Origin of the sequence: Paracidovorax cattleyae (assembly GCF_900104515.1) — a bacterium.
Lineage (GTDB): Bacteria > Pseudomonadota > Gammaproteobacteria > Burkholderiales > Burkholderiaceae_C > Paracidovorax > Paracidovorax cattleyae.
The window spans coordinates 83,603-104,039 of the sequence record NZ_FNJL01000020.1; the positions used below are offsets into that span (position 1 = coordinate 83,603).

General features: G+C 68.6%; 16 protein-coding genes and 1 tRNA gene. 3 read left to right on the forward strand and 14 right to left on the reverse strand.

The annotated features are described in order from the left end of the window. The 8 genes from BLR05_RS25995 to BLR05_RS16610 form a co-directional block, all read right to left on the reverse strand. The coding region (locus BLR05_RS25995; protein WP_208606024.1) for a hypothetical protein at positions 1 to 198 on the reverse strand (198 nt) is incomplete at its 3' end. Positions 199 to 386: 188 nt separating this feature from the next. Further along, positions 387 to 1,550 carry a ribonucleotide-diphosphate reductase subunit beta gene (locus tag BLR05_RS16580; RefSeq protein WP_092836147.1) on the reverse strand — a complete coding sequence of 388 codons (1,164 nt, stop codon included), beginning with the start codon at positions 1,548 to 1,550 and terminating at the stop codon, positions 387 to 389. A gap of 138 nt (positions 1,551 to 1,688) precedes the next feature. Then, positions 1,689 to 4,640 carry a ribonucleoside-diphosphate reductase subunit alpha gene (locus BLR05_RS16585; RefSeq protein WP_092836148.1) on the reverse strand — a complete coding sequence of 984 codons (2,952 nt, stop codon included), beginning with the start codon at positions 4,638 to 4,640 and terminating at the stop codon, positions 1,689 to 1,691. Positions 4,641 to 5,008: 368 nt separating this feature from the next. After that, positions 5,009 to 5,641: a 1,6-anhydro-N-acetylmuramyl-L-alanine amidase AmpD gene (ampD, locus tag BLR05_RS16590; protein WP_092836149.1), complete on the reverse strand. Its 633-nt coding sequence runs from the start codon at positions 5,639 to 5,641 to the stop codon at positions 5,009 to 5,011. Then, a complete protein-coding gene (locus BLR05_RS16595; protein WP_092836150.1) occupies positions 5,628 to 7,103 on the reverse strand; it encodes a sigma-54-dependent transcriptional regulator in 1,476 nt (491 codons plus the stop codon). Before BLR05_RS16595 ends, ampD begins: the two co-directional genes overlap by 14 nt. A 20-nt stretch (positions 7,104 to 7,123) precedes the next feature. Then, the gene (locus BLR05_RS16600) at positions 7,124 to 8,833 is read right to left on the reverse strand and encodes a sensor histidine kinase (protein WP_092836152.1); all 1,710 of its coding nucleotides are present in this window, start codon (positions 8,831 to 8,833) and stop codon (positions 7,124 to 7,126) included. A gap of 9 nt (positions 8,834 to 8,842) precedes the next feature. Next, positions 8,843 to 9,070, reverse strand: coding sequence for a PP0621 family protein (locus BLR05_RS16605; RefSeq protein WP_092836154.1), 228 nt, complete (start codon positions 9,068 to 9,070; stop codon positions 8,843 to 8,845). Further along, positions 9,067 to 9,864, reverse strand: a complete 798-nt coding sequence (locus BLR05_RS16610) for a cytochrome C assembly family protein (protein ID WP_092836156.1) — start codon at positions 9,862 to 9,864, stop codon at positions 9,067 to 9,069. Before BLR05_RS16610 ends, BLR05_RS16605 begins: the two co-directional genes overlap by 4 nt. Before the next feature lie 80 nt (positions 9,865 to 9,944). Between BLR05_RS16610 and ffh the strand changes: the two genes are divergently transcribed. After that, positions 9,945 to 11,324, forward strand: a complete 1,380-nt coding sequence (gene ffh / locus BLR05_RS16615) for a signal recognition particle protein (RefSeq protein WP_092836158.1) — start codon at positions 9,945 to 9,947, stop codon at positions 11,322 to 11,324. A 163-nt stretch (positions 11,325 to 11,487) separates the two neighbouring features. Here ffh and mdoH read toward each other — a convergent pair whose 3' ends face one another. The 6 genes from mdoH to BLR05_RS16645 form a co-directional block, all read right to left on the reverse strand. After that, entirely contained in the window at positions 11,488 to 13,572 is a 2,085-nt protein-coding gene (gene mdoH / locus BLR05_RS16620; protein WP_092836160.1) for a glucans biosynthesis glucosyltransferase MdoH, read from the reverse strand. Positions 13,573 to 13,864: 292 nt separating this feature from the next. Then, complete coding sequence (locus BLR05_RS16625; protein WP_092836162.1) at positions 13,865 to 15,280, reverse strand: sigma 54-interacting transcriptional regulator; 1,416 nt, start codon at positions 15,278 to 15,280, stop codon at positions 13,865 to 13,867. A 13-nt stretch (positions 15,281 to 15,293) separates the two neighbouring features. Beyond that, the gene (locus tag BLR05_RS16630; RefSeq protein ID WP_092836164.1) at positions 15,294 to 16,052 is read right to left on the reverse strand and encodes a hypothetical protein; all 759 of its coding nucleotides are present in this window, start codon (positions 16,050 to 16,052) and stop codon (positions 15,294 to 15,296) included. Continuing rightward, positions 16,042 to 17,502, reverse strand: coding sequence for a sensor histidine kinase (locus tag BLR05_RS16635; protein WP_092836166.1), 1,461 nt, complete (start codon positions 17,500 to 17,502; stop codon positions 16,042 to 16,044). Before BLR05_RS16635 ends, BLR05_RS16630 begins: the two co-directional genes overlap by 11 nt. A gap of 13 nt (positions 17,503 to 17,515) precedes the next feature. Further along, positions 17,516 to 18,865 (reverse strand): tRNA (N6-isopentenyl adenosine(37)-C2)-methylthiotransferase MiaB, encoded by a 1,350-nt coding sequence (gene miaB, locus BLR05_RS16640; RefSeq protein WP_092836168.1) that lies wholly within the window; start codon positions 18,863 to 18,865, stop codon positions 17,516 to 17,518. 134 nt (positions 18,866 to 18,999) lie between these two features. Continuing rightward, positions 19,000 to 19,455 carry a hypothetical protein gene (locus BLR05_RS16645; RefSeq protein WP_092836170.1) on the reverse strand — a complete coding sequence of 152 codons (456 nt, stop codon included), beginning with the start codon at positions 19,453 to 19,455 and terminating at the stop codon, positions 19,000 to 19,002. Positions 19,456 to 19,572: 117 nt separating this feature from the next. Here BLR05_RS16645 and BLR05_RS16650 point away from each other — a divergent pair. Continuing rightward, positions 19,573 to 19,649: transfer RNA gene (locus BLR05_RS16650), tRNA-Met, on the forward strand. A 241-nt stretch (positions 19,650 to 19,890) separates the two neighbouring features. Continuing rightward, complete coding sequence (locus tag BLR05_RS26605; protein ID WP_167361280.1) at positions 19,891 to 20,109, forward strand: hypothetical protein; 219 nt, start codon at positions 19,891 to 19,893, stop codon at positions 20,107 to 20,109. The last annotated feature ends 328 nt before the right edge of the window (positions 20,110 to 20,437 follow it).

The following is a 20,437-nucleotide window of genomic DNA, read 5'->3' on the forward strand; positions in this document are numbered from 1 at the left end:
TGCCTTCTTGGCGGGGGCTGCGGCCTTCTTCGCCGGTGCAGCTGCCTTCTTGGCGGGGGCTGCAGCCTTCTTCGCCGGAGCGGCCTTCTTCGTCGTGGCGGCGGCCTTCTTCACGGTCGTCGCTGCCTTGGTGGAAGCCGCCTTCTTCGCGGTGGGTGCTGCCTTCTTGGCGGCGGTCGTCTTCTTCGCAGTTGCCATCATTTTCTCCTTGGGTCGATTTGCAAAGAGCGCTCCATGCCTGCATTGGACAGGGAGCGATCCATGGCGATGGGCGCTCTCGGGCACCCACCGCCATGAACGCGGGAACGCCCCGCACGGCAGGGCCATTGCGGGCTGCCGGTGCGGGGCGTGGAATGAAAATACATGGCCTGGAATGACGGGATCGACTAATCCCAGGACAGTGCGCCGCCGGACTGGTACTCGATGACGCGCGTCTCGAAGAAGTTGCGTTCCTTCTTCAGATCGATCATCTCGCTCATCCAGGGGAAGGGGTTCTCTTCGTTGGGGAAGAGCGCCTCCAGGCCGATCTGCGTGGCGCGCCGGTTGGCGATGTAGCGCAGGTAGCCCTTGAACATGGAGGCGTTCATGCCCAGCACGCCGCGCGGCATGGTGTCCTCCGCGTACTGGTACTCCAGCTCGACGGCCTTCATGAAGAGGCCCTTGATCTCTTCCTTGAACTCCGCGGTCCAGAGGTGCGGGTTCTCGAGCTTGAGCTGGTTGATCAGGTCGATGCCGAAGTTGCAGTGCATCGACTCGTCGCGCAGGATGTACTGGTACTGCTCGGCGGCGCCGGTCATCTTGTTCTGGCGGCCCAGCGCGAGGATTTGCGTGAAGCCGACGTAGAAGAACAGGCCTTCCATCAGGCAGGCGAACACGATGAGCGACTTCAGCAGGGTCTGGTCGGTCTCGGGCGTGCCGGTCTTGAAGTCGGGGTCCATGATCGCCTCGATGAAGGGGATCAGGAACTCGTCCTTGTTGCGGATCGAATCGACCTCGTTGTAGGCGTTGAAGATCTCGCTTTCGTCGAGGCCGAGCGACTCGACGATGTATTGGTAGGCGTGCGTGTGAATCGCTTCCTCGAAGGCCTGGCGCAGCAGGAACTGGCGGCACTCGGGTGCGGTGATGTGGCGGTACGTGCCCAGCACGATGTTGTTGGCGGCCAGCGAATCGGCGGTCACGAAGAAGCCGAGGTTGCGCTTGACGATGCGGCGCTCGTCCTCGGTCAGGCCGTTCGGGTCCTTCCACAGCGCGATGTCGCGGGTCATGTTGACCTCCTGCGGCATCCAGTGGTTCGCGCAGGTGGCCAGGTACTTTTCCCAGGCCCACTTGTACTTGAAGGGGACGAGCTGGTTGACGTCGGTCTGGCCGTTGATGATGCGCTTGTCGGCGGCATTCACGCGGCGGTGCTGGGCCGGCGCGGAGGTGGCCGCGGACTGCGGCACGGGGCTCTGGAAAGATGCGGAGGGCAGCACGTCCTGACGGTGGCCTTGCAGACCGCCGTCCAGAGGTTTCTGCGATGAGGGCTTGACTTCTTCGTCCCAGTTCAGCATAGGTCTTCCAATGGTCGGATTATGAAAGCAGCGCTGCAAAAATAAAAGCGCCGCAGCGTGGCGCAGCGATGTTTTTGTTGCTTCAGAGCACATGCGAGGAAGGTCCCGCGCGGGGACCTTCCTCGCAGCGCATCCGCATCACTGGCAGGCTTCGCAGGTGGGGTCGTCGATGGCGCAGAACTTCACGTCGGTCGCGGGCAGCGCGGCGGCCTGCGATTGCGCCGCCGCGGCGGCCGCATCGAGCGCGCTCGGGCGCGCCGCGACGTTGCCGGCGGCCTGCATCGCGCCGTCGTCGCCCGACGAAACCGCGTTGAGCTGGCGCGTGTTCACGGTGCTCATCTCGACGTGCGTGGCGCTCTGCGTGCGCAGGTAGTACGTGGTCTTGAGGCCGCGCACCCAGGCGAGCTTGTAGGTCTCGTCGAGCTTCTTGCCCGATGCGCCGGCCATGTAGATGTTCAGGCTCTGCGCCTGGTCGATCCACTTCTGGCGGCGCGACGCGGCTTCCACCAGCCAGGTGGGCGCCACTTCGAACGCGGTGGAGTAGAGCGCCTTGACGTCCTGCGGCACGCGGTCGATCGGGTGCAGCGAACCCTTGAAGTGCTTGAGGTCCATGACCATCACGTCGTCCCACAGGCCCAGGCGCTTGAGGTCGCGCACGAGGTAGCCGTTGATGACCGTGAACTCGCCCGACAGGTTCGACTTGACCGACAGGTTGCCGAAGGACGGCTCGATGGAGGCGTCCACGCCGACGATGTTGGAGATCGTGGCCGTGGGCGCGATGGCCACGCAGTTGGAATTGCGCATGCCGTCGCGCGCGATCTTCTGGCGCAGCGCGTCCCAGTCGAGCGTGGCGGCGCGGTCCACTTCCACGTAGCCGCCACGGGCCTTCTCGAGCAGGTCGAGCGTGTCGATCGGCAGGATGCCGCGGTCCCACAGCGAGCCGGGGTAGCTGGAGTACTTGCCGCGCTCCTGGGCGAGTTCGGTGGACGCCCAGTAGGCGTAGTAGCAGATCGCTTCCATCGAGCGGTCGGCGAATTCCACCGCGGCCTGCGAGGCGTAGGGGATGCGCAGTTCGTACAGGCTGTCCTGGAAGGCCATCAGGCCCAGGCCCACCGGGCGGTGGCGCATGTTGGAGTTGCGCGCCTTCTCGACCGCGTAGTAGTTGATGTCGATCACGTTGTCGAGCATGCGCATGGCCGTGGAGATGGTCTTGCGCAGCTTGGCGTGGTCGAGCTCCTTGCCGTTCGGGCCGTCCTTCAGGTGGCGCACCAGGTTCACCGAGCCGAGGTTGCACACGGCGGTTTCGGCATCGCTGGTGTTGAGCGTGATCTCGGTGCACAGGTTGGACGAATGCACCACGCCGGCATGCTGCTGGGGCGAGCGCACGTTGCAGGCGTCCTTGAAGGTGATCCAGGGGTGGCCGGTCTCGAACAGCATCGTGAGGATCTTGCGCCACAGGTCGGTGGCCTGCAGGGTGCGCGAGGGCTTGATCTCGCCGCGCGCGGCCTTCTCTTCGTAGGCGACGTAGGCACGCTCGAAGTCGGCGCCGAACAGGTCGTGCAGGTCGGGCACGGAGGAGGGCGAGAACAGCGTCCAGGTGCCCCTTTCCATCACGCGGCGCATGAACAGATCGGGAATCCAGTTGGCCGTGTTCATGTCGTGCGTACGGCGGCGGTCGTCGCCGGTGTTCTTGCGCAGTTCCAGGAACTCCTCGATGTCGAGGTGCCAGGTTTCCAGGTAGGTGCAGACGGCGCCCTTGCGCTTGCCGCCCTGGTTCACGGCCACGGCCGTGTCGTTCACCACCTTGAGGAACGGCACCACGCCCTGGGATTCGCCGTTCGTGCCCTTGATGTGGGAGCCGAGCGCGCGCACGCGCGTCCAGTCGTTGCCCAGGCCGCCCGCGAACTTGGAGAGCAGGGCGTTTTCCTTGATGGACTCGTAGATGCCGTCGAGGTCGTCGGGCACCGTGGTCAGGTAGCACGAGGACAGCTGCGAGCGCAGTGTGCCGCTGTTGAAGAGCGTGGGCGTGCTCGACATGAAGTCGAACGACGACAGCACTTCGTAGAACTCGATGGCGCGGGCCTCGCGGTCGGACTCGTTCAGCGCCAGGCCCATGGCCACACGCATGAAGAAGCACTGCGGCAGTTCGATGCGGGTCTTGCGCACATGCAGGAAGTAGCGGTCGTACAGGGTCTGCAGGCCCAGGTAGTCGAATTGCTGGTCGCGGCCGGCATCGAGCGCGGCGCCCAGGCGCACCAGGTCGTACTGGAGCAGGCGGGGGTCGAGCAGTTCGTTGTCCACGCCCTTCTGGATGAACTGCGGGAAGTAGGCGGCATAGGCCGGGCCCATGTCGGCAGGCACCACGTCCCGGCCCAGCACCTCGCGCACGATGGTATGCAGCAGCAGGCGGGCGGTGGCATAGGTGTAGTCGGGGTCCTTCTCGATCAGCGTGCGCGCGGCCAGGATGGAGGCCTTGTAAACCTCGTCCATCGGGACGCCGTCGTACAGGTTGCGCAGCGTCTCGGCCACGATGGGCGCGGCATGCACGTCCTGGCCCAGGTTGGCGCAGGCGGAATCGATCAGACCGCGCAGGCGGGCTTCGTCGAGCGGCACGCGCTGGCCGTTGTCGATCACGTGCAGCACCGGAGTGGAGGGCGCGGGCTGGCGGTCGTGCTGCTGGTGTGCGCGCTCCTGGGTGCGGCGCTCGCGGTAGAGCACGTAGGCGCGGGCGACTTCATGGTGGCCGCCGCGCATGAGGCTCAGCTCCACGTTGTCCTGCACGTCCTCGATGTGAAACGTGCCGCCTCCCGGGCGCGAGCGCATGAGCGCGCGCACCACGGACTGGGTCAGGGTGTCCACGGTTTCGCGCACGCTGGCCGAGGCCGCGCCCTGGGTGCCGTGCACCGCGAGGAAGGCCTTCATCATGGCCACGGCGATCTTCTGCGGCTCGAACGGCACGACCGCGCCGTTGCGGCGGATGATCTGGTAGTGCGAGAGCGGGTGGCCGCCGGCCGCGGGCTCGGTGCCCTGCGCCGTGGGCGTCTGGTCGGGTGCGGTCGTGGCGGATGAAGGGCTCAGCGCAGGCTGCATACAGGAAACCTCGGTGGATGGGGTGGCAGAAAAAGGACGGGGGTGTAGGCGCACACCGCCAGTTGATTGCGTAATGCGAAACGCTATAGGTAGTGGTCACATGACTACCTGGGCACTACATGTAGTGTATCTCTTGAAATTCGATGCGTGTAGCCGCGTGGTGTTTCCACGCGTCGGCACGCGGGTGGGGGAGCGGTCCCGCAAGCCGCGCCGGACGGGGTTTCCGGGTTGCGGCGCCAGGCCTGGCGCGCGTTGCGGGACCGGTGCGCGGCGCGGGCCGGCTCCAGCGCTGGATGGGCGCAAGGGGAGCGAGTGTCGCGATTTGCCCTCGTCCGCGCCAGCGCTTCGGGAAAACCCTTGCTCGCCGGTCAGGAGGGCTTGACTTGCGGCGGGAAGGCGATGCGCGGGCTGACGAGCCGGGACTGCAATTCCTGCCAGTCGAACCCCGGGCCGGGGTCCCGCTTGCGTCCGGGCGCGATGTGCTCGTGGCCCGCGACGTGGGCCACGGGGTAGCGCTGCGCGATGTCCCGGCACAGCGTGGCAAGCACGCGGTACTGGGCGGGCTCGAAGGCGTCCCCTTCCAGGCCTTCGAGCTCGATGCCGATCGAGTCGTCATTGCAGTTGTCCCGGCCCCGGTAGGCGGACGGGCCCGCATGCCAGGCGCGGTCGCCGCAGTCCACGAACTGCCACAGCTGCCCACCGCGCTCGATGAAGAAGTGGGCCGATACCTGCAGGCCGCGGATGCCGGCGTAGTAGGGATGCGCGTCCCAGTCCAGCGCGTTGGTGAAGAGGCGCTGGACTTCGCCCGTGCCGTATTCGCCCGGGGGCAGGCTGATGGAATGCACCACGATCAGATCGATGGCGGCCCGGGCGGGGCGGGGCCCGAAGTTCGGCGAGGGCAGGGCCGTGGCGGGCAGGTACCAGCCGCCGTTCCAGCGCGGGCCGGCCCCGTCCGGGCCGCCGGGCCCCTGGGCACCGTTCATCGGGTCAGGAGGCTGCATGGTCGTCGGGCACGTCGTCGTCCTGCGGCGTGGCGATGGCCAGGCGGTCGATGCGGTAGCGGATCTGCCGCAGGCTGATGCCCAGGCGGGCGGCGGTGGCCGTGCGGTTGAAGCCGTGCTCGCGCAGGGCGCGCACCAGGATCTCGCGCTCCTGCTGGTCGAGCCAGCCCTGCAGGTCGCTGGGCAGCGGCACGTGGGCTGCGGGAAGCGGATCCGCGGTGCCGGCCGGCGCACCGGACGCCGGGGCCGCGGGCCGCGGCGCATGCGGCGTGACGCCAGCGGCATCCGCGGGGCATTCGATGTGCAGCTCGCCGCCGTCGCTCAGTGCCACGGCACGGTGCAGCAGGTTCTCCAGTTCGCGCACGTTGCCCGTGAGCGCGTGCCGGGCGATGTCCGCCAGGGCCTCGCCGGTCAGCGGGGGCGCGGGCAATCCGGTTTCGGCGGCGATGCGGTCGAGCAGGGCGGCGCACAGGGCGGGAAGATCCTCGCGGCGTTCACGCAGCGGCGGGATCACGACCTCGATCACGTTGAGGCGGTAGTACAGGTCCTGCCGGAAGCGCCCCGCCTGCACGTCGGCGGCGAGATCGCGGTGGGTGGCGCTGACGATCCGCACATCCACGGTGTCTTCCTGGGTGGACCCGAGCGGGCGCACGCTGCGCTCCTGGATGGCGCGCAGCAGCTTGGCCTGCATGGACAGGGGCAGGTCGCCGATCTCGTCGAGGAACAGCGTGCCCCCGCGGGCGGCCTGGAAGTAGCCGTCGCGGTCCTGGCTGGCGCCGGTGTAGGAGCCCTTGCGCGCGCCGAAGAACTCCGCCTCCAGCAGGTTCTCGGGGATGGCACCGCAGTTCACGGCCACCAGCGGGCCGTCGGCGCGCTGGCTGCAGCCATGCAGGGCGCGGGCGACGAGCTCCTTGCCGGTGCCCGATTCGCCGCGGATCAGCACCGGGGCCATGCTGCGCGCGACCTTGGCGATGCGCTGCTTGACGTTGCGCATGGCCTCCGAGTCGCCCACGAGCGGATCGAGCCCGGAGAGGTTGCCGGCCGCCGCCGGCGGGCCGGGCCGCGCGGAGCGGGGCGGCGGCACGCCGCCCGTGCCCTGCACGGCCGAGGCGACCACGGAGCGGAACTGCTTGAGGTCCACCGGCTTGGTGAGGTAGTCGAACGCCCCGGAGCGCAGTGCCTCGACGGCGTTCTCCGCGGAGCCGTAGGCGGTCATCACCACGCAGCGCTCGCGCCGCTTCTGCTGGCGGATCTCCTGCAGCAGCTCCATGCCGAAGCCGTCCGGCAGGCGCATGTCGGTGATGACGGCGTCGAAGCGCCGGGCCTGGAGCTGCCGGCGCGCCTCCTCGATGGTCGCCGCCGTTTCCACGCGGTAGCCCTCGCGCAGCAGCGTGAGTTCGTAGAGCGTGCGCAGGTCGGGCTCGTCATCGACGACCAGGATGGTGGCGGCGGGGGCATTCATGGCGGGTCGGGCAGGCAGTGTCAGACGACGATTGTGTCAAACAGCGTGGACGACGGCCCGCCCGGCCTGGCGGCGCGGCGGAAGGCCACCGTGAACGCGTTGCCGCCGATGGCCCCGCGCCCCAGCACCCGCGTGAGCCGCTGGTAGCCGACGAAGGCGCCATGGCGCTGGCAGAGTTCGCGGCAGATATAGAGGCCCAGGCCGCTGGAGCGGCTCTCGGACGAGAAGAACGGCTCGAACAGGTGGCGCTCCACGGTCTTGTCCAGCGGCGCGCCGTCGCTCCAGACCTGCAGGTGCGCCTGGCCGCCGGCATTGGTATAGGTGGAGATGCACAGCGAATCCGGCTCGGCGCCCATGTAGCGCAGGGCGTTGTCGAGCAGGTTCACGAGCACGCGCCGCAGGTGTTCGGCGTCGAACTCCACCTGCGTGCCCGCCGCATGCAGCGACAGCTGGGCGCGGCGGCTGTGCGGGCTGTGCGACTGCCAGTCCCGGCAGACCTGGGCGACCGAATCGTCCAGCGGCAGCGTGCCGGCGGGGGCATGGTCGATCTGGTGCTGCACGCGCGCGATGTCCAGCACCTCTTCCGCGATGCGGGCGAGCCGGTCGGCATTCTGCTGCACCATGTGGGCGAGCCGCCGGTGTGCCGGGTTGGACAGGTCTTCCTCCAGCAGCGCGTTGGCCTGCACGATGGCAGCCAGCGGATTGCGGATCTCGTGGGCCACGGCGGCGGACATGCGGCCCATGGCGGCCAGCTTCTCGGTGCGCAGGCGCGCCTCCATCTCCCGCAGGTCGTGCAGGAACATGACGCACATCTGCGACCCGCCGGTGTCGAGGGCGATCAGGGGCGAGGCGGTGAGCCAGGTCCGCACGTGCAGCGCGAGCGGGCTCTGGCCCGGCTGCAGGATGTCCACATCGGCGCCCTGCGGCTGCGCCAGCCGGAAGGTCTGCCGGGCCATGTCGAGCAGGGGGGCCCACGATGGCGAGCGCGTGAGCGGGAACGGCGGGGCGGGCTGGGGCGATTCGCCCAGCAGCAGCAGGGCGGCCGGGTTGGCGAGGCGGACGGTGTCAAGGCCGTCCACCACGATCACGCCGTCGGAGAGGTGGTCGATCACGAGCGCGCTCACCTGCTCCTGCAGTTTCGCGGCGAGCTGGCCCTCCAGCGCCAGCTGCTGCTCGCGGTGCAGGCGCGTGGCCAACTGGTGCACGAGGTAGGCCACGATGAAGTAGCCGGTGCCCGTCAGCGCCGCCTGGAAATAGCGCTGCGTCGATTCGGCCGTGCCCGCGCCGCCCAGCCACCAGGTCCAGGCCAGCAGCAGCAGGGTGGCGGCCGCGGTCGTTCCCAGCGCCAGGGTGAGGGTGCCCAGCACGCCCGCCATGAGGATGGGCAGGCCGAACAGGGGCGTGTAGTTCATCGCGCCCGACTGCAGCATCTGCAGGCTGGCGATCAGCGCCAGGTCCACCCCGATGGTGGGCAGCCAGCGGATGCCGGCCTGCGGCGGGGGCGGCTTCTCGCCCGAGATGGCCAGTACCATGACCGCCGCGAGCAGGTAGAGGGTGCACAGGCCCGTCAGGGCCGTGCCGGAACCCTGGTTGAAGGCGAAACCCAGGGCCTGCAGCAGCAGCAGGGCCACCGCCACCACCACGCGGCCGGCGAGGAAGCTGGTCCACAGGCGCGCGAACGGCGGATCCGCCACAGGCACCTGCAGGGTGGAGTGGGACCACTGGGACATGCCGCGGCCCTAGCGGGGACCCAGGCGCTGGTGCTCCGGGCCGCAGTAGGTGTGCCCACCGTGCGCGAGCGCCTGCGAGGCCGGCACGTGCACGCCGCAGTGGGCGCAGGGCACCATGTCCTGCGGCTTCGCCAGGCGGGCGCGGGCTTCGGTGCCGGCCACCTGGCCGCGCCGAGCGCCGCCGCGCCACAGCCACCAGGCCACGGCCAGCACGAGCAGCAGCACGAGGTATTTCACAGCGGGCGCCCCAGCACCACTTCGAGCACGAAGCGCGACCCCACGTAGGCCAGCAGCAGCAGGCCGGCCCCGGCGTAGAGCACGCGCACGGCGATGCGGCCGCGCCAGCCGAACCGGGAGCGCCCGATGAGCAGCACGGCGAACGTGAGCCACGACAGGACGGAGAACACGGCCTTGTGGTCCCAGTTCCAGGCGCGGCCGTAGAGCGTCTCGCCGAACAGCAGGCCCGCCGCGAGCGTGGCGGTGAGCAGCACGAAACCGGCCACGACGAAGCGGAAGGTGAGCCGCTCCAGCGTGAGCAGCGGCACCCCGCTGTGCGGGTCCGCCGCCTGCCGGATGCGGCGTTCGGCCCGGGTCATGAGCCAGGCGTGCACCACGGCCGCCGCGAAGAGCCCGTAGGAGGCGATGCCCAGCGCCAGGTGCAGGGGCAGCCAGGCCGAGGCGTTGACGTGCAGAGGCTGGCCCGGGAACACCATGGCCAGCAGCACCGCCGCCGCGCCCAGGGCGGCGAGCATCCAGCGCGTGCGCATCTGCGGGAAGACCTGGTGTTCGATCGCATAGACGGTGAGCACCAGCCAGGCCGTCATCGAGAGCGCGGGCGCGAAGCCGAAGCGGGGCGTGTCGCCCAGCAGGCTCCAGGCCAGCACCGCGGCATGCAGTACCCAGGCCACCCACAGCGCGGTGCGGCCGCGTTCCGCGCCGATGCGGGCGGCCGCCAGGGCCGGTACCGCGTAGGCCAGCGCCGCGCCCAGGGAGAGCAGCCAGTGGGCGGGGAAGACGCTGGGTAAAATCATGGGCCCACAGTTTAGCCCGCCGCTGCCCAGGCGGCCCGGCCCGGATGCAGCGTCCGGCCCGCCCAACCGGAATACGTCCCATGGCATCCGCCCTCACCGAAAAACTCTCCCGGCTCGTCAAGGAGATGCGCGGCCAGGCCCGCATCACCGAATCCAACGTGCAGGACATGCTGCGCGAGGTGCGCATGGCGCTGCTGGAGGCCGACGTGGCCCTGCCGGTGGTGCGCGACTTCATCGCGCGCGTGAAGGAAAAGGCCCTGGGCCAGGAGGTGCTGGGCTCGCTCAAGCCGGGGCAGACGCTGGTCTCCATCGTGAACCGCGAGCTGGCTGCGACCATGGGCGAGGGCGTGTCGGACATCAACCTCGCCGCCCAGCCGCCGGCAGTGATCCTGATGGCCGGCCTGCAGGGCGCCGGCAAGACCACCACCACGGCCAAGCTGGCCAAGCACCTGATCGAGAAGCGCAAGAAGAAGGTGCTCACCGTCTCGGGCGACGTGTACCGTCCCGCCGCCATCGAGCAGTTGAAGACGGTGACGAAGCAGGCGGGCGCCGAGTGGTTCCCCAGCACGCCCGACCAGAAGCCCCTGGACATCGCACGCGCCGCGATCGACCACGCCCGCCGCCACTATTTCGATGTGCTGCTGGTCGATACGGCCGGCCGCCTAGCGATCGACGAGGCGCTCATGAACGAGATCAAGGAGCTGCACGCGGCCCTGAACCCGGTCGAGACCCTGTTCGTGGTCGATGCCATGCAGGGCCAGGACGCGATCAACACGGCGAGGGCCTTCAAGGAGGCACTGCCGCTCACCGGCATCGTGCTGACCAAGCTCGACGGCGACTCCCGCGGCGGCGCGGCCCTGTCGGTGCGGCAGGTGACGGGCGCGCCCATCAAGTTCGCGGGCGTGTCCGAGAAGATCGACGGCCTGGAGGTGTTCGACGCCGAGCGCCATGCCGGCCGCATCCTGGGCATGGGCGACATCGTGGCCCTGGTGGAGCAGGTGAGCGCGGGCGTCGATCTGGAAGCCGCGCAGAAGCTGGCCGCCAAGGTCAAGAGCGGCGACGGCTTCGACCTGAACGACTTCCTCGGCCAGCTCCAGCAGATGAAGCAGATGGGCGGCATCTCCAGCCTCATGGACAAGCTGCCCTCCGAGCTGATGGCCAAGGCCGGCCAGGTGGACATGAACAAGGCCGAGAAGGACATCCGCCGCAAGGAAGGCATCATCCAGAGCATGACGCCCCAGGAGCGCCGCAAGCCCGAGATCATCAAGGCCACGCGCAAGAAGCGCATCGCGGCCGGCGCGGGCGTGCAGGTGCAGGAGGTGAACCGCCTCCTCAACGAGTTCGACCAGATGCAGGGCATGATGAAGAAGATGAAGGGCGGCGGCCTCATGAAGATGATGAAGAAGATGGGCGGCATGAAGGGCTTCGGCGGGGGCGGCATGCCCAAACTGCCGTTCTGATCCTTCCCCGGTCGCCTTTCCCCTCACCCCTCGATCCAGGCCCTGCCACCGCAGGGCCTTTTCTTTTCTTTGGCCGCTGCCCGCCGTCCGGCCATGAAAAAAGCCGGCCCAGGGGGCCGGCTTGAAAGTGCGCGCAGAGCGCGCACGAGGGGCAATCGGTGCCTCAGGCCGCCTTGAGCAGCGGCGCGGGCTGGCGGACGGGGCCGCCGTTCTTGAGCTGGGTGGCGTGCATCCAGGCACGGCGCAGCACGGGCGGAGACCAGGCCTCCTCGGGGATCAACAGCAGGCGCTGGGCCCGCAGGGTGCGGCCGAGGGCGATCTGGCTGGACAGCACGACCAGGGGAATGGACAACACCAGCGGCAGGCCCACGGGCATCAGCCAGACCAGCGCGGTGGGATCGATCAGCGCCACGCCCACGCCCAGCAGGGCGATCACGAGGCTCATCGGGGCCAGCTGGCGCAGGGCATCCTTCCAGGGCACGGCGTTGGCTTCGCGGGGAGGCGACTTCCAGTCGAGCTTCAGGCCGGTCAGGGCAACGATCACGAAGAGCGAGTGGCCGAGCATGCGGATGGGAGCCTGCAGGATGGCCATGGCGCTTTCCAGCGCGGCGCTCTTGAACAGGCTGCCGGTGCCGCCGTACTGCTTCTGCTCACCCTTCATGAGGATGGCGGCCACGCCCAGCGCGCGCGGCAGGAACAGCATGCACAGCGTCCATGCCCACAGGGCCATCAGCTCGCCGGGCAGCACGTTCCAGTCGGCCACGAGGCGGGCGCCGGACAGCCACAGCACGGTGCCGAAGGTGATGAAAGCCAGCCACAGGGGGGCCGAGAGGTAGGCCATGGCGCCGGTGACGAACATGGCGCGGTGCACGGGGTGGATGCCGGGCTCGGCCATCAGGCGGGCATTCTGCAGGTTGCCCTGGCACCAGCGGCGGTCGCGCTGCAGTTCGGACAGCAGGTCCGGCGGCTGTTGCTCATAGCTGCCCACCAGATCGGACACCAGCCACACGTGGTAGCCGGCGCGGCGCATCAGCGCGGCCTCGACGAAGTCGTGGCTCATGATGCCGCCGCTCATGCCGCCGGTACCCTTGATGGGGGCCAGGGCGCAGTGGTCCATGAAAGGCTTGACGCGGATGATGGCGTTGTGGCCCCAGTAGTGGGATTCGCCGAGCTGCCAGAACTGCATGCCCAGCGTGAACAGGCGGCCGGTGACGCGCGAGGCGAATTGCTGGGCGCGGGCGTGCAGCGTGACGTGGCCGATGGCCTGTGTGGCGGTCTGGATGATGCCGGCGCGCGGATGGGCTTCCATCAGCTTGGCCATGGAGACGATGCAGTCGCCGCTCATCACGCTGTCGGCGTCCAGGACCACCATGTACTTGTAGTCCTTGCCCCAGCGGCGGCAGAAGTCGGCCACGTTGCCGGCCTTGCGGTGGGTGCGGCGGGTGCGCAGGCGGTAGTACACCTCGACCTGCGGCTGGTTGGCGTTGGCGGCCAGCACGGCGCGCAGTTCTTCCCAGGCGGCGCGCTCGGCGGCGGCGATCGCCGGGTCATAGCTGTCGGAGAGCACGAAGACGTCGAAGGTCTTTGCATGGCCCGTGGCGGCCACCGATTCGCAGGTGGCGCGCAGGCCGGCGAACACCGTCGCCACGTCCTCGTTGCAGATGGGCATGATGATCGCGGTGCGGGCGTCGGGGCTCAGCACGTCGTTGCGGACGCTTTTCGCCGACAGGGCGTGGCGGTCGCCGCGCAGCATCACCCAGAAGCCCATCATGGCCGTGAGGAAGCCGGTCACCACCCAGGTCGAGAGCAGGGCGAAGAGGCCGAGCTGGCCGTATTCGAGCCAGGCGCTGTCATAGCTGGGCTGCACGCCGGCGAAAAGCGTCGTGGCCAGGGCGCTGGTGGCGAGGGCCAGCAGCAGGAAGATGTTGCGGCGCTGGCGGGCGGCGCGCTCCCAGGTCTCCTGCGGCGCGGCGGGTGCCGTGGCGGCGGAGGCCTTGCGGCTATTGAGGCGCATCAGTACGGCGGTGACGATGCTGTTCCAGAACCCGCGCCAGGGCAGCGGCGCCATGGAGCCGCGGTGTACGGGCGGTGCGGTGAGCGAATTGGGATGGCGGTCTTCGCGCAGGGTGCTGCGCGCGGTTTCCACCGGGCGGGGGTAGCGTGCGCCACGGCGCGCCACCACGGCGGGAGCGGGCGTGCCCGCGGTGTTGCGGGGGGCGGCTTCCGATCGGGAGGATAGGGATTCCATGGTTGTGCTCACTCGGTTGTGGTATTCCAGGACGGCAGGTGCGTAACCCTCTCGCGAACACGTTTCCGCCGATGTCGGCGCAGCGCGGGAGGGAAAGTAGGCCTGTGGCATGCGAGCAATAGGGCAAACCCTGTGCCAGCCTGGAAAAATCCTTGTGAATCAAGGACTTATGAGCACGAAAGCGTGTAAGTAGTTGTGCGGAGGGCTGAAAGAACCCCAAAACCGGGGTTTTTGTCGCAAACCAGCGACCGGGGAGGGCGTCGAAAAGAAGAAATCGTTTGAAATCAACGACTTATTCTTGTCGCTCTTCGGCGACATCGTCGGGCGGACCCCCATCGCTCTTGAACTGGCCCGGCGTCAGCGCGTGCTTTTGCAGAAGGCGGTAGAACTCGGTCCGGTTGCGTTGTGCCAGCCGCGCGGCGTCGGCGACGTTGCCGTCTGTCATTTTCAGCAGGTCCACCAGGTACTCGCGCTCGAAGCGCTGGCGCGCCTCGGTGAAGCTCAGTACCTGTGCGGTGGGCGTGCGCAGCGCGCGCTGCACGAGGCCCAGCGGCACCAGGGGCGTGGTGGAGAGTGCGCAGGCCTGCTCCACCACGTTGTAGAGCTGGCGCACGTTGCCGGGCCACGGCGCCGCCGTGAGCGCCTTGAGCGCTTCCGGCGAAAAGCCCGACAGGCGCTTGTCGTACTTGCGTGCCAGCTGGTCGAGGAAATGGTTGGCCAGCAGCGGGATGTCCTCGCGGCGGTCGGCCAGCGTGGGCAGCGTCAGCGTGACCACGTTGAGGCGGTAGTAGAGGTCTTCGCGGAACTGGCCGGTGGCCATGGCGGCCTCCAGGTCACGGTGCGTGGCGGAGACGATGCGCACGTTCACCGGCGTGGCCTGGCTCGCGCCGACCGGGCGCACGGCGCGCTCCTGCAACACGCGCAGCAGCTTGACCTGCAGCGCGGGCGGCATGTCGCCGATTTCGTCGAGCAGCAGCGTGCCGCCGTCGGCCGCCTGGAACAGGCCCTTGTGGTTGCTGTGCGCATCGGTGAAGGCGCCCTTCATGTGGCCGAACAGCTCGGACTCCAGCAGGGCCTCTGGGATGGCGCCGCAATTGACGGCCACGAAGGGCCGCGCCGCGCGCGGGCTGGCCCGGTGGATGGCACGCGCCAGCAACTCCTTGCCGGTGCCGCTGTCGCCCAGCAGCAGCACGCTGGCGTCCGACTGGGCGACCATGCGGGCCTCTGCCAGCAGGTCGGCCATGCGGTTGGAGCGGCTCACGATCTCGGCACGCCAGGTGCTGTCGGCCTGGGGCGTCTGCGTGGCGGGCGCGCTCAGTGCCAGGGCCTGCGCGATCTTGTCGAGCAGGTCCTTGGCGTCGTAGGGCTTGGTGAGGTAGGTGAACACGCCGCGCGCCGTGGCCTCGACCGCGTCGGGGATGGTGCCGTGCGCGGTGAGCAGGATCACGGGCAGCGAGGGGTGGCGCGAGCGCACCTCGTCGAACAGGGCCAGGCCGTCGCGGCCGGGCAGGCGCACGTCGCTCAGCACGAGCTGCGGGCGGCTGGTCTCCAACTGGGCGAGCGCGGCTTCGGCGGATGGCACGGCCGTGATTTCATAGCCGGCCGCGTTCAGGCGCAGCGACAGCAGCCGCAGCATGTCGGCATCGTCGTCCACCACGAGGATGCGTGGACGGGGCGCGGAGGTTTTCGTCGGGGGCGTGGCGGGCATGCTCGGGGCCGGTTCAGCGGGGGGATTCGGACGGTGCGGGGTGGGCGGCCCTGCCGTTGCCGGGGGCTCCGGGGCGGGCGTTGAGGCTGCGCTCGATGGCGCGCATCGCCTCCAGGCGCTCGTTCAGCTGGTCGATGCGGCGCTGCCCGTCCTTGAGCTGCTGCGACTGGCGGTCCAGCTGGTCTTCCAGGCGGCGCTGCTGAAGCAGGCGGTTCTCGAGCAGCCGCGCCAGCGGCTGCAGCGACGTCGCGGCAGGCCGGTTGTCGGACAGCAGTTTCTGCACCAGGCCCAGCGAGCGCGCGGTATCTGCCGGCTGCCGCGTCTGCAGCAGCACCAGGGCCAGCTGGAACGACTTTTCCGGCGGGTTGCCGGCGTTGGCCTGGGCCTCCGACAGGCGGGCGATCTCGGCCATGAGTTCGGGGGGCGGAAGGTTCCGGACACGGTCGGCGTACAGCAGCATCTGGCGCGGCAGCGAGGCGGGCGTGCGGGCGGACTCTGGGGTGGCCGCCGACGCGAAGCCATCCATCGGCGGCATGGCGGCTGCGTCGGCCTCGGCCTTGTCCGCCTCTTCCGCGGCGGCAGGGGCCGGCTTCGGCACGGGGGCGGGCAGGGCGGGCGCCGCCTCGGGCGCTGCGGTGGGTTCGGGCGGGGCGGCGCAGCCGGCCAGCAGCGCGAGGGCCGCCGCGAGTGCCAGGCGTGCCACGGCAGTGGGGCGCGCAAGGCCGGAGCGGGTGCGGGCGCCGGGACGCGGCAGCGAAAGATCAGGAGGCATGGGGCAGCTCGATGCGGAAGGGTGTACGTTCGCCGGCCTCTACGAGGCTCACGCGCCCGCCATGGGCGGCGACGTACTCCTGGACGATGGACAGGCCGATGCCGGTGCCGCGTGCGGCGTCTTCCGGCTGCCGCACCCCCCGGTAGAAGGGCTCGAAGATGCGGGCCCGGTCATTTTCATGCACGCCGGGGCCTTCGTCGGCCACATCGATGCGGATACGGTCTTCGAAACGTATGAGTTGAATCAGAATCCTGCCGCCCTGGGGCGAGAAGCGGATCGCGTTGGAGAGCAGGTTGCCCACGGCCGAGGCGATCTTCTCGGCATCCACCGGCAGTGTCACCGGCCTGCCCTCGACCACCACGTCGAGTTTGCGGGCCTGCCACTGCAGACGCTGGGTCTCGACCTGGGCCTCGATCAGCGCCAGCAGGTCGGTGGGCGCGCGGTGCAGTTGGCGGGCCTCGAAGGCCGCGGCGTTGAAGCGCAGCAGGGCCTCGATCTCGCCCTGCAGCACCAGGGTGTTCTGGTGCAGGATGTCCACCACCTCGCGCTGGCCCGCGCCCAGCTCGCCGGTCACGCCGTCCTGCAGCAGGGCGACGCCCTCTCGCATGGAGGCCAGGGGGGTCTTGAGTTCGTGCGAGATGTGCCGCAGGAACCGGGCCTTGTCGGCGTCCAGCTCCAGCAGCCGCACGCGCAGCCATTCGAGCTGCTGGCCCACGCGGCGGATGTCCACCGGACCGGGAATCTCCACCGGCTGGGCAAGTTCGTTTTCCCCCAGCAGGCGGATGGCGTGCTCCAGGCGCTTGAAGGGCCGGGCCAGCCAGATGCCCAGGGCCAGCGCGAGCACCAGGGCCAGCACGATCACGCCGACCACCTGGTGGGTCACCTCGCGGCGGCTGGCTTCGATCTTTTCCTGCAGTTCGGTGCTGCGGCGGGTGTTGATGTCCTGCACCGACTGGGCAATGGCGCCGTTCACGCCGTCGAGCTCCAGGAAGAGCCCGGCCACGGCGCGTTCGTTGTCCAGCGAGAGGGCCGGCGGGCCGTCGAGCAGCGCGGTGACCTGGGCGAGGTGGGCGCGCCACTGCGCCCCGAGTTCCGGCGGCAGGCCCTTGGTTTCCAGGCGCTGCAGGATCTCGTGGGCCTCGCGCGAGAGGTCGTCGAAACGGCGGCGCAGCGAGCGGTCGGCCAGCACCAGCGATTGCCGGGCGGCGCGCTCCAGCGTCTGGCCGCGGGCGTTCAGGCTCTGGGCCGCGGCATTGAGCTGGATGGCCTCGGCCGCGCCGTTGCGGCTCTGGACCATGAGTTGCTCCAGCGTGAAGATGGCGCGCAGCGAACTGGCGCCCTGCAACCCGGCGATGAGCAGGAAGGCCAGCAGCAGCATCTGCTGGAACGACAGTCCCCCGAGGGCGGCGACGCCCTGCTGGCGGCGAAAGAGGCGCGCGGCGAAGCCCATGCGGCCCTCTGCCTCAGTGCGCGGCCAGCGCGCCGTGGTCCGCCGTGACCACCTCGCCGCGCAGCGTGTAGGCCTTGGCCTCGGTGATGGTGACATCGACCATCTGCCCGACGAGCCGCGGATGGCCCGCGAAGTTGACCACGCGGTTGCATTCGGTGCGGCCCATGAGTTCGCTGCCGTCGCGCCTGGACGCGCCTTCCACCAGGATGCGCTGCACGGTGCCCACGCGGCTTTCGCTGATCGACTTGATGTTGGCGTTGATGACGGCCTGCAGCTCCTGCAGGCGGCGCAGCTTGACCTCGTGCGGCGTGTCGTCGTGCAGGCTGGCGGCGGGCGTGCCGGGGCGCGGGCTGAAGATGAAGCTGAAGCTGTTGTCGAAGTGGATGTCGTCGATGAGCTTCATCATCCTGCCGAAGTCGTCCTCGGTCTCGCCGGGGAAGCCGACGATGAAATCGCTGCTCATGGCCAGGTCGGGCCGGATGGCGCGCAGCTTGCGGATGGTGCTCTTGTATTCCATGGCCGTGTAGCCGCGCTTCATGGCCATCAGGATGCGGTCGGAGCCGTGCTGCACGGGCAGGTGCAGGTGGCTGACCAGCTTGGGGATGCGCGCGTAGGCGTCGATCAGGCGCTGCGTGAATTCATTGGGGTGGCTGGTGGTGAAGCGGATGCGCTCGATGCCCGGGATGTCCGCCACGTATTCCAGCAGCAGGGCGAAATCGGCCACCTCGGCCGTGCCGCCCATGCTGCCCAGGTAGGCGTTCACGTTCTGGCCGAGCAGGGTCACTTCCTTCACGCCCTGGTCGGCCAGGCCCGCCACTTCGACCAGCACGTCGTCGAAGGGGCGGCTGACTTCCTCGCCGCGCGTGTAGGGCACTACGCAGTAGCTGCAGTACTTGCTGCAGCCTTCCATGATGGAGACGAAGGCGCTCGCGCCCTCGACGCGCGCCGGGGGCAGGTGGTCGAACTTCTCGATCTCGGGAAAGCTGATGTCCACCTGCGGGCGGGCCAGGGCCTCGCGCTGCGCCAGCAGCTCCGGCAGGCGATGCAGGGTCTGGGGGCCGAAGACCACATCGACGTAGGGCGCGCGCTTGATGATCTCGTCGCCCTCCTGGCTGGCCACGCAGCCGCCCACGCCGATCTTCACGCCGCGGGCCTTCAGGTGCTTGAAGCGGCCCAGGTCGCTGAAGACCTTCTCCTGCGCCTTCTCGCGCACGGAGCAGGTGTTGAACAGAATCAGGTCGGCCTCTTCGGCGTTCTGCGTGGGTTCGTAGCCCTGGGCGGCATGCAGCACGTCCACCATCTTGTCCGAGTCGTACTCGTTCATCTGGCAGCCGAAGGTTTTGACGAAGACTTTTTTGGCCATGGCGGAATTCCGGAAAGAGGGAGTGGCAGTGCCGTGCCGGCCGGGTGCGGGCCGCGCCGGGAACTGCCAGAAGAAATCAGGGGGAGGCGTGGGGAGGAGCGGTGGCGGGCGCTGCGGGCGGCCCGCGCCCATCCTCAACTGCCGGAGCCGAACAGCGAATCGAGGAAGGAGCCGCCGCCGCTGCCCTTGCGGGGCACCGCGGCCTCCGCCTTGGTGAGGATCCACACGGTGTGCAGCAGGCCGGTGGCGGGCTCGATCGTGTAGTTGACGGTGAACGACTGGCCGATCACCGAGTGGGCCATCACCAGCGTGTTCTGCGGGCTGAAGATGCGCAGGCCGGGCGCCGTGCGGACGGTGCTGCCATTGAGCTGCGCCTCGGCCGTGCTGAGGATCACCAGGGTGCCGCGCTGGGCGGCTTCCGGGAAGTTGCGCACGTTGCCCATGCCGGGCTGCACTTCCTGCGCGGCGCCCGGGGCAGGCAGGAAGGCGGGGGCGACCGCGCCGAGCGCCAGCAGCAGGGCGGCTGCGCGGGGCCTGGAGCGGAAAGGAAGGCGGGTCGTGGGGGGCTTGCAGCGGGTCATGGTGTTCATCCAGGGGCTGAAGCGTGGAATTCTACGGCCCGGCCTGCTGGAGACGCCTGCCGGCCTGGCCCGCAGCTGCAGGAAGTTGTTGTGCGCTCTGAAAAAAGCGCTATACTTGAGGGCTCAGGCGCTTTAGCTCAGTCGGTTAGAGCGATGGAATCATAATCCACAGGTCCGCGGTTCGAATCCGTGAAGCGCCACCAAAACAGCCGAAACCCGCATCAGCCTAGCTGGTGCGGGTTTTTTACTTCTGAGGCCGGTGATCCAGGCAATGGGTCAACGCAAGCCCATGAAAACCGCTGTTCCGCATCTGCACCGCAACCGCCATGGCACGTTTACTTCTGCATCACTGACGCCGGGAAAACGATCAAGCGATCCCTGAGAACGAAGAATGTTGAGCTTGCTAGGATGAGGGCTGTTTGCCTTAACTGGGAATGGGACTCCATGAATCGCAGGACTGAGCCGAGCATCGCCGACATTCAACAAGCACTCAGCAAGGGTCGCATCCGCGAGTGCAATGTTGAGCTGCCCAATGGTGTCAAGTTGAAGAACATCAACATCAACATCAACAACAACAACAACAACAACAACAACAACAACAACAACGCACGGCGGGCGAAGGAATTGCTCGCGAACATCGGCCTGATCACGCAGTCCATCTGAGACGGAGCACGAGCGTGCGATGTGTGCCCACCGCGAGCGGCTCGCCTCGTGGCGTCAACAGATCAACGAGGTCAAGCAACAGAACGAGCGAGCGTGGCAGACGACGCAAGCTGCTGCCACTGTCGCCCCGCTTGCCCGGAAACAGCGGCCCGCATCGAGAGCGGAATCACCCTCGTAGGCACCCGTTCGCCTCCTCGCCCCGTCCAGCAAGCCAGGGCCGGGTCTTCGCCCCTAGAGCGTGTTATGAACTTTGCTTCCTGAGCGCGGAGCCGAGGGTAGAGTTTGCAGATGCCCCGCAAGCCCTACCCGACAGATGTCAGCGGCGAAG

Bases quoted from the DNA above. Each gene is read 5' to 3' on its own strand.
- BLR05_RS16580 (WP_092836147.1), bottom strand. From the start codon at position 1,550: ATGCTGAACTGGGACGAAGAAGTCAAGCCCTCATCGCAGAAACCTCTG.
- BLR05_RS16585 (WP_092836148.1), bottom strand. From the start codon at position 4,640: ATGCAGCCTGCGCTGAGCCCTTCATCCGCCACGACCGCACCCGACCAG.
- ampD (WP_092836149.1), bottom strand. From the start codon at position 5,641: ATGCAGCCTCCTGACCCGATGAACGGTGCCCAGGGGCCCGGCGGCCCG.
- BLR05_RS16595 (WP_092836150.1), bottom strand. From the start codon at position 7,103: ATGAATGCCCCCGCCGCCACCATCCTGGTCGTCGATGACGAGCCCGAC.
- BLR05_RS16600 (WP_092836152.1), bottom strand. From the start codon at position 8,833: ATGTCCCAGTGGTCCCACTCCACCCTGCAGGTGCCTGTGGCGGATCCG.
- BLR05_RS16610 (WP_092836156.1), bottom strand. From the start codon at position 9,864: ATGATTTTACCCAGCGTCTTCCCCGCCCACTGGCTGCTCTCCCTGGGC.
- ffh (WP_092836158.1), top strand. From the start codon at position 9,945: ATGGCATCCGCCCTCACCGAAAAACTCTCCCGGCTCGTCAAGGAGATG.
- mdoH (WP_092836160.1), bottom strand. From the start codon at position 13,572: ATGGAATCCCTATCCTCCCGATCGGAAGCCGCCCCCCGCAACACCGCG.
- BLR05_RS16625 (WP_092836162.1), bottom strand. From the start codon at position 15,280: ATGCCCGCCACGCCCCCGACGAAAACCTCCGCGCCCCGTCCACGCATC.
- BLR05_RS16630 (WP_092836164.1), bottom strand. From the start codon at position 16,052: ATGCCTCCTGATCTTTCGCTGCCGCGTCCCGGCGCCCGCACCCGCTCC.
- BLR05_RS16635 (WP_092836166.1), bottom strand. From the start codon at position 17,502: ATGGGCTTCGCCGCGCGCCTCTTTCGCCGCCAGCAGGGCGTCGCCGCC.
- miaB (WP_092836168.1), bottom strand. From the start codon at position 18,865: ATGGCCAAAAAAGTCTTCGTCAAAACCTTCGGCTGCCAGATGAACGAG.
- BLR05_RS16645 (WP_092836170.1), bottom strand. From the start codon at position 19,455: ATGAACACCATGACCCGCTGCAAGCCCCCCACGACCCGCCTTCCTTTC.
- BLR05_RS26605 (WP_167361280.1), top strand. From the start codon at position 19,891: ATGAATCGCAGGACTGAGCCGAGCATCGCCGACATTCAACAAGCACTC.